Annotated in this window: 7 protein-coding genes; 2 read left to right on the top strand and 5 right to left on the bottom strand. The window is 73.7% G+C overall.

Going from position 1 to position 8,363, the window contains the following annotated elements:
• The coding region (locus tag ACW0Q9_RS26645; RefSeq protein WP_456185878.1) for a glycoside hydrolase family 6 protein at nt 1-1,249 on the top strand (1,249 nt) is incomplete at its 5' end.
• 99 nt (nt 1,250-1,348) lie between these two features.
• On the opposite strand, the gene ACW0Q9_RS26640 is transcribed toward ACW0Q9_RS26645, so the two are convergent.
• The 5 genes from ACW0Q9_RS26640 to ACW0Q9_RS26620 form a co-directional block, all read right to left on the bottom strand.
• Nucleotides 1,349-1,732 (bottom strand): hypothetical protein, encoded by a 384-nt coding sequence (locus tag ACW0Q9_RS26640; protein WP_456185876.1) that lies wholly within the window; start codon nt 1,730-1,732, stop codon nt 1,349-1,351.
• 75 nt (nt 1,733-1,807) lie between these two features.
• Entirely contained in the window at nt 1,808-2,131 is a 324-nt protein-coding gene (locus ACW0Q9_RS26635; protein WP_456185874.1) for a hypothetical protein, read from the bottom strand.
• A 16-nt stretch (nt 2,132-2,147) separates the two neighbouring features.
• Nucleotides 2,148-3,803 carry a sodium:solute symporter family protein gene (locus tag ACW0Q9_RS26630; RefSeq protein WP_456185872.1) on the bottom strand — a complete coding sequence of 552 codons (1,656 nt, stop codon included), beginning with the start codon at nt 3,801-3,803 and terminating at the stop codon, nt 2,148-2,150.
• Between the two features lie 130 nt (nt 3,804-3,933).
• Entirely contained in the window at nt 3,934-4,890 is a 957-nt protein-coding gene (locus ACW0Q9_RS26625; protein WP_456185870.1) for a hypothetical protein, read from the bottom strand.
• A 13-nt stretch (nt 4,891-4,903) separates the two neighbouring features.
• Nucleotides 4,904-5,497 (bottom strand): hypothetical protein, encoded by a 594-nt coding sequence (locus ACW0Q9_RS26620; protein WP_456185868.1) that lies wholly within the window; start codon nt 5,495-5,497, stop codon nt 4,904-4,906.
• 505 nt (nt 5,498-6,002) lie between these two features.
• Here ACW0Q9_RS26620 and ACW0Q9_RS26615 point away from each other — a divergent pair.
• Nucleotides 6,003-8,363 (top strand): sensor histidine kinase (locus tag ACW0Q9_RS26615; RefSeq protein WP_456185866.1); only part of this gene is annotated, 2,361 nt, incomplete at its 3' end.

Raw genomic sequence — 8,363 nt, 5'->3', positions numbered from 1 at the left:
CAACCCGTACGCCGGGGTGAAGGGGTACGTGAACCCCGAGTGGAAGGCCAAGGCCGAGTCGGTGTCCGGCGGCAGCCGGGTGTCGAACAACCCCACCGCGGTGTGGATCGACCGGATCGCCGCCATCAACGGCACCCCGAACAGCAGCTCCAACGGCGCGATGGGAGTCCGTGACCACCTGGACGCCGCGCTCGCCCAGGGCGCCGGCTACATCCAGTTCGTCATCTACAACCTGCCCGGCCGGGACTGCTCCGCGCTCGCCTCGAACGGCGAGCTGGGCCCCGACGAGCTGCCCCGCTACAAGGCCGAGTACATCGACCCGATCGCCGCGATCCAGGGCGACGCGAAGTACAAGGACCTGCGCATCGTCAACATCATCGAAATCGACTCGCTGCCCAACCTGGTGACCAACACCTCGGGCAACGCGGGCGGCACCGTCATGTGCGACACGGTCAAGGCCAACGGCGCGTACGTCAACGGCGTGGGTTACGCCCTGGCGAAGCTCGGCGCGATCGGCAACGTCTACAACTACATCGACGCCGCGCACCACGGCTGGATCGGCTGGGACAGCAACTTCGGCCCGGTCGCCGACCAGCTCAAGGCCGCCGCCGTCGCGTCCGGCAGCACGGTGCGCAACGTGCACGGCTTCATCGTCAACACCGCCAACTACTCCGCGCTGAAGGAGCCGTACGTCAAGGTCACCGACTCGGTGAACGGCCAGACCGTGCGGCAGTCCAAGTGGATCGACTGGAACCAGTACGTCGACGAGCTCTCGTTCGCCCAGGCGTTCCGGCAGAAGCTGGTCTCGGTCGGCTTCGACAGTGGCATCGGCATGCTGATCGACACCTCCCGCAACGGCTGGGGTGGGTCCGCCCGGCCCACCGGTCCGGGCCCGCTGACCAGTGTCGACGCCTACGTCGACGGGGGTCGGGTCGACCGGCGCTACCACACCGGCAACTGGTGCAACCAGGCCGGCGCGGGCCTCGGCGAGCGGCCGCGGGCCAACCCGGAGCCGGGCATCGACGCGTACGTCTGGGTGAAGCCCCCGGGTGAGTCGGACGGCTCCAGCACGGCCATCCCGAACGACGAGGGCAAGGGCTTCGACCGGATGTGCGACCCGACCTACACCGGCAACGCCCGCAACGGCAACAACCTGTCCGGCGCCCTGCCGAACGCGCCGATCTCCGGTGCGTGGTTCGCGGCCCAGTTCCAGCAGCTGATGCAGAACGCCTACCCGCCGCTCTCCTGATCCGGCGGCCGGCCCACCCGCGGCGGCGGGAGTGAGGCACCGCCGCGCGGGTTCCCCGGGCCCCTGGTCGACCCCACGTCGACCAGGGGCCCCCGGGCGTCAGGGGACCGTCTTCTCGATCGCCGCCCGGCCCAGCTCGGCCAGGTCGCGGCGGGCCCGCTCCAGGTTCTCCGGGGTCATGTCCTGGCCCCGGGCCATCACCAGGTCCTCGGGGTCCCACGGCTGCTCCGCCCCGGTGCGGATGTTGTCCCCGCCCGCCCCGGTGCCGGTTCCGGTCGCCCCGGTTCCGGCCGCGTACGGGTCGCCGAGGATGTCCGGCGTGCCCGTGTCGGGCACCGCGCCGTCCGGCTCGGTGAAGACGGGATTGTTCGGGTCGGTGCCACCGGTGCGCAGCTGCGGCACCGTGCTGTCGTCGTCCACCGCGGCGGCCACCTCGGGGGTCTCCTCCAGCGGCCGCTCGCCACCGCGGTCACGATCCGTCATGCTGCTGCCCTCCTGTCCCGTTCCGTGATCCCCACGGCGTACCCCGTGCGGGCCGGGCCATGCCGGCAGCCCGGGTCAGCGCTCGTCGGCGGCGTGCGGCTCCGGCGGCTCGGTGGGGCGCAGCCGCTGCCACAGCAGCATCAGCAGCCCGAAGGCGAGCATCACGAGGCCGGCCCAGAGGTTGATCCGGACGCCCTGCGCCTTGTCGATCTCCGCGGACGAGTCGAAGAGCCCCATCAGGCCCACGATCACCCCGTACGCGACGAACAGCCCGCCGATCACCCGGCGGATGTCGAAGAGCCGCGCCGCCGCGGAGCTCGCCTCCCGCTCGTCCTCGGTCTGGTCGACCAGCGGGTCGTGGGCCTCGCCGTGCTGGTACCGGTCGGCGTCGTCTGCCATGGCGTGCGTCCCTTCCTCAGAAGACCGGGATGTAGAAGAGGGCGGCGAGGATCACGGCGACGACACCGAGCAGCACCGGCGAGCGGTACCAGGCGGCGTCACCGGCCAGCGAGTCGTCCTTGAGCGTGGTGTCGGACAGGCCGTAGACCAGCCCGGTCAGCTCGTCGTTGCGCTTCGGCCGGGTCAGCGGCGTCACGATCGCGGCGACCACCGCCACGGTGGCGAAGGCGAGGCCCGCCCCCCAGAAGCTCTCCTCCAGGTCGGAGTTGAAGTGGATCACGCCGGCCCGGTAGAGCAGGTAGGTCCCGATGGCCACGACGGTGCCCGCCAGCAGCGACCAGAAGCCGGCCAGCGCGGTCATCCGCTTCCAGAACATGCCGATGATGAAGGTGCCGAAGAGCGGGGCGTTGAACACCGAGAACAGGGCCTGGATGTAGTTCATGATGTTGCTGAACCCGGCCGCGATGAACGCCGTGCCGATGCCGACCACCACGGCGACGACGGTGGCGATCCGGCCCACCTTCACGTAGTACTCGTCCGGGCGGTCCCGCTTGAAGTACGCCTGCCAGATGTCGTACGTGAAGACGGTGTTGAAGCCGCTGACGTTGGCCGCCATGCCGGCCATGAACGAGGCCACCAGGCCGGTGACCGCGATTCCCAGCACCCCGTTGGGCAGCAGGTCGCGCATGAGCAGCGGGATCGCGTTGTTGTAGACCAGGTCGCCGTCGTCGGCGCCGAGCCCCTTGACGGTGACCAGCGCGATCAGGCCGGGGATCACGGTGACCAGCGGGATGAGCAGCTTCGGGTACGCGCCGATGATCGGCGTCCGCCGGGCCGCGCTCATGTTCCGGGCGGACAGGGCGCGCTGCACCTCGGCGAAGTTGGTGGTCCAGTAGCCGAACGAGAGCACGAAGCCCAGACCGAAGACGATGCCCAGCCAGTGCGCGCCGAGCGGGTTGTCGGTGCTGCCGGTGCCCTCCCAGGCGTGCAGCCCGGCCTCGCCGAGCTTGGAGTCCCGCACCGCGTCCATCAGGCCGCCCACGCCACCGACCTTCACCAGGCCGATCACCGTGATCGGCACCAGGCCGGCGATGATCACGAAGAACTGGAGCACCTCGTTGTAGATCGCGCCGGAGAGGCCGCCGACGGTGATGTACACCAGCACGATGAACGCGCCGACCACGATCGCCACCCAGAGCGGCCAGCCGAGCAGTGCCTGCATGATCAGCGCCAGCGCGTAGAGGTTCACCCCGGCGATGAGCACCTGGGCGACCGCGAAGCTGATCGCGTTCAGCAGGTGGGTCGGGCGGTTGAAGCGCAGCCGCAGGTATTCGGGGACGCTGCGGACCTTCGAGCCGTAGTAGAAGGGCATCATCACGATGCCCAGGAAGACCATCGCCGGCACCGCGCCGATCCAGTAGTAGTGGACCGTCATGGCGCCGTACTGGGCGCCGTTGGCCGCCATGCCGATGATCTCCAGGGCGCCGAGGTTCGCCGAGACGAACGCCAGGCCGGTGACCCAGGCGGGCAACGACCGTCCGGAGAGGAAGAAGTCGACGCTGGTGCGGATGGCGCGCCGCGCGGCGAAGCCGACGCCGAGCACCGTGACGAAGTAGAGCGCCAGGATCAGGTAGTCCAGGGCGTTCATGTTCAACCGGAGACCGTCACCCATCCCGAACGCTCCCTCCGTGGCGACTGCGCCCGCAGGTACCCAGACCGCGAAAATTCATGCACGAAGTGCGATCCGGCACACACGGCGGAGCCCCGGCGTCCACCGGCCGGGGCTCCGTGACGGGCGTGGGTCAGCGGCCCAGGACGCGGTCCAGGAAGTCGCGGTAGCCGCGCACGGCGACCCGGAGCTGCTCGGTGTCGGACGAACCGGACTCCTGCCAGCCGCCGAGCTTGGTCTTCTGCTCGCGCAGCGCGGCGGAGAGCGCCTCGATGGCCTCCTCGACCAGCGACTGCGCCTCGCCAACGGCGGCCCGCGGGTCGTCCACGAAGCGGAGCTGGACGTCCCGCCAGCGGTCCCGGAAGTCCTGGGCGGTCTCCGGGGCGAAGAGCGTGGCCGCGTCGGTCGGCACCGCGCCCGGCGTGGGACGGGCCGCGCCGGCCAGCGCCGCGCCGCCCGCGGCCGCGCCGGCCGCAGCGGTGCTGGTGTCCGGGTCGACCATCGCCGGCTCGGCGCTGCCGTACCCGGCCCCACCGGCCACCGGCGCCTCGTCGCGCACCCCGGAGTGCACGGCCTCCCAGCGGTCCGGGTCGTGCAGCCGGTCGCCCGCGGTCGGGTCGGCCCGCTCGTCGTCGAACGCGTCGGTCCGGCCCGGGGCGCCGTCACCCGGCACGGCGGTGTCCTCGCCGCGCGGGTCCCGCTCGTCCTCGGGCCGGCCGCTGGCCATGGCCGAGGCCGCGACCGCGTCGCCCACCGTCGTCGCCCCGAAGACCGTCGGCAGCGGTGCCGGGTCGTGGTACACCCGCCGTTCGTCGGCGTCGGCGGCCTCCGCGTCGCGGAGTTCGCGGGCGTCGTACGCCCGGGTCTCGTCGAGTTCCGCCTCCCGCCGGTCGGCGGGCTCACCGGCGACCGCCGGGTCGTCGAAGGTGCCCCGGTCGTCCAGCGCGTCCTCCGGCACCTCGGCGCGGGCGGCCCGGTCGGTCCCGGGCCCGTCGCCCTCGGCCCGGTCGCCGGGAGGCGGAACCGGCACCGGCGCGGACCGGACGGCCTCGGGGTGGTCCTGCGTGACCTGCTGCTCTTCCTGGCGCATGTCGGCGGCCTCCTCAGCGGCTCGTGGCGTCGTGCTCGTGGTCGGGGTGGCGCTGCTCCGGCGGCTGGTGCCCGACCGGGTCCTCGCCGAGCAGGTCGGCGAAGAGGGCCCGGTAGTGCACCAGCGCCTGCCGGAGGTCCTCGGTGCCGGCCTCACCGCGCTCGTTGCGCAGCCGGATGTCGTGGGCGTCCCGGTAGTGGGTCAACGTGCGGGCGTGCTCGACGGAGAGATGGGCGATCTGTTCGGAGAAGTCACCGGTGGGGTACCCACGCTCGGCGATCAGCCGGGTGACCAGTTCGTCGGCCTCGCCGACGGTTCCCGCCGGGGAGTCGACGAAGCGGACCTGAAGTTCCTCCCAGGCCGCGGCGTACCGGGCCCGGGACTCCGGGCTGAGCGGGGTCAGCTCCAGCTCGGCGTGGCGGCGCTCCCGCTCCCGCAGCTCCCGCTCCGCGGCGCCGCGGCTGTCCTGCTCGGCGACGGCCCGGTCGTACTCGGGGCCGAAGCGCTGCTTCAGGGCCCGGCGGCGGGCGGCGACCACGGCGACCGCGGCCAGCGCCGCGAGCACCAGAACGACGATGACTATGACGACTACCTGCGTGGGCGACATGGCTCCTCCTTCGCCCGCTGGTATTCCCTCCCGCGCGTGATCGCCAATCCCGATCGGCGGCACTTTCCTGCGCGATCGCGCCCGCCGGAACCTTCCCGCGTCGGAACGGGGCACACCTCCCTCGGCGCCGCAGGAAGTGGATCCGATCAAGAAAAGGCGCCCGGGCGGGATTCGCGACGCGATCACGTCCCCGAACTGGACTTCCGGCCGGCCGTGCGTTTCCTGCGTGGCACCCGGCGATACCCGGTCGGCCCGAACCGCCGTCGGTGGACGCCGCACCCGTACGCCCTCTTTGGACGAACGTCCCGCCGGTCCCTTCCGGCGGGCGTTCCAGTCCAACGGTGTCCACAGCGAACATTCCGGACCGTAGTGAGGGGCGAGACGGCCGGTAGTGCATCGGGCTGGGATTACGTATCCTGCCCAAGGCGCCCGGGCCGGGGCCCGGCGTCGCGGCCCTTCCGGTGCCGGCGCCACCCCTGCGACACCTTCCCCCGGGCGAGGTCTGATGAACACCCGAGACTGGCCGATCCGCGCCAAGCTGACCGCGCTGGTCATCGGTCCGGTGACCGGGCTGCTGGCACTCTGGATCTTCGCCACCACGCTGACCTTCGGGCCGGCCCTCGACCTGCTCGCCGCGCGTACCCTCCTCTACGACCTGGGCCGGCCCGGCGAGAGCGTGGTCGCCGAGTTGCAACGGGAACGCCGGCTCTCCGTCGTGCAGCTCGCCGGCGACACCACGCTCCCGGCCCTGGCCGAGCAGCGCACCCGCACCGACCGGGCGATCGCCGAGCTGCGCCGCCGCGTCGACGGGGAGAAGCTGCGCGACGCCGCCGACGACCTGCTGGACGCCCGGCTCGACCAGCTGGTCGCCGCGCTCGACGCGCTGCCCGCCGGGCGGGGCTTCATCGACGGCCGGAAGGTGGACCGGGCCGGCGCCGTCGGCCTCTACAGCGGGATGATCGGCTCGGCCTTCCAGGCGTTCGCCGGCATGGCCGCGCTGCCCGACGCCCAGCTCAACCGGGAGGCGCTGGCGCTCACCGCGCTGGGCCGGTCCCGGGAGCTGCTCGGCCAGGCCGACGCGCTGCTGGCCGGCGCGGTCACCGCCGGCCGGTACGCCGAGGGCGAGCACGAGCAGCTCGTCCGCACCATCGAGAACCAGCGCTTCCTGGCCGAGACCGCGGTGGCCGACCTGCCGCCCGCCGAACGGGCGGGTTACCAGCGGCTCACCGAGGGGGAGGGGTTCGTCCGGTTGCGCGCCCTCCAGGACACCCTGGTCCGCGCCCGCGACCTGCCGGCCGGGCTCGACGTCCGGGCCTGGGAGGCCAGCTACACCGCGGTCGCCGGGGGTCTGCGGGACTTCGAGCTGCGCGGCGCGGACACCCTCACCGAGCGGTCGGTGCCGATGGCGGTCCGCATCCTGGTCCGGCTGGCCGCCGCCGGGTTGCTCGGCCTGCTCGCCATCGTGGTCTGCGTGCTGGTGGCGCTGCGGGTCGGCCGGTCGCTGGACCGCCGGCTCACCGGCGTCCGCACCGCGGCGCTGGAGATGGCCGAGCACCGGCTGCCCGACGTGGTGGCCCGGCTGCGCCGCGGCGAGGAGGTCGACGTCACCCGCGAGGCGCCCGAGCTGGACCACGGCGGCGACGAGATCGGCCAGGTGGGGCGGGCCTTCAACGAGGTACGCCGCACCGCCGTGCAGGCCGCGGTCGACGAGGTCACCCTGCGCCGCGGGCTCAACGAGGTCTTCCTCAACATCGCCCGGCGCAGCCAGGGCCTGGTGCACCGGCAGCTGGCGCTGCTGGACCGGCTCGAGCGGCGGACCGAGGACCCGGACGAGCTGGCCGGGCTGTTCCAGGTCGACCACCTCGCCACCCGGCTCCGGCGGCACGCCGAGGACCTGGTCATCCTGGCCGGCGCGGCCCCCGGCCGGGGCTGGCGGAACCCGGTCGCCGCGGTCGACGTGGTGCGCGGCGCCATCTCCGAGGTCGAGTCGTACGACCGGGTCGACGTGGGCGAGGTCCAGCCGGCCGGAGTGCTCGGCCGGGCCGTCGGCGACGTCATCCACCTGCTCGCCGAGCTGATCGAGAACGCCACCGTCTTCTCCCCGCCGGGCACCCGGGTGGACGTCACCGGCCGGACCGTGCCGGGCGGCTACACCATCGAGATCACCGACCGGGGGCTCGGCATGTCGCCGCCGGCCCTGGCCGACGCCAACCGCAAGCTGTCCCGCGCCCCGGAGTTCGACCCGACCAACAGCGCCCGGCTGGGCCATTTCGTGGTCGCCCGGCTGGCCGCCCGGCACGGGGTCCGGGTCGAGCTGCGGCCGGCCGTCCCCGCCGGGATCACCGCCGTCGTGCTCGTCCCGTCCGACCTGGTCACCGACGAGCCGGCGATCGGCACGACCGGCCCGGCCGGCGGGTCGCCCGGGCGGGACGACCGGCGGATGGCCAAGGTGACCCGGCTGGCCACCGTCCCCCGGACGCGGGCCGCCCGGCCCGGCCGGGACCGGTCCGAGTCGGCCGTCGTGCCGCTGCCCGCCGGCCGCGCCTCCGGCGTGGAGGCGCCGACGGACGGCGACGGCCTGCCCCGGCGGGTCCGCCGGCGCGGGCCGGTGGCCCGTCCCCGGCCGGTCGTCGCCGACAACCCGGCGCACCGCCCGCCCGAGGAGGTCCGCCGGGCCATGTCCGCGCTCCAGGCCGGCACCGCCCGCGGCCGCCGGGACGGCGCCCGCGCCGCCGCCGACCCGACCGCCGCGCGGCGCGGGGCCGCCCCCTCGGCGGTGGGGCCCGCGCCCCCCGGGCCGGCCCCCGCCCCCACCGCCACCCCGGGCCGGGCCCACGCCCCGCCCCCCCCCGCGGCCCCTGCCCGG

This window comes from Micromonospora sp. I033, from assembly GCF_053890995.1.
Note: the sequence above shows the minus strand (reverse complement) of the source record. Positions and strands in the feature narration are given on the sequence as shown.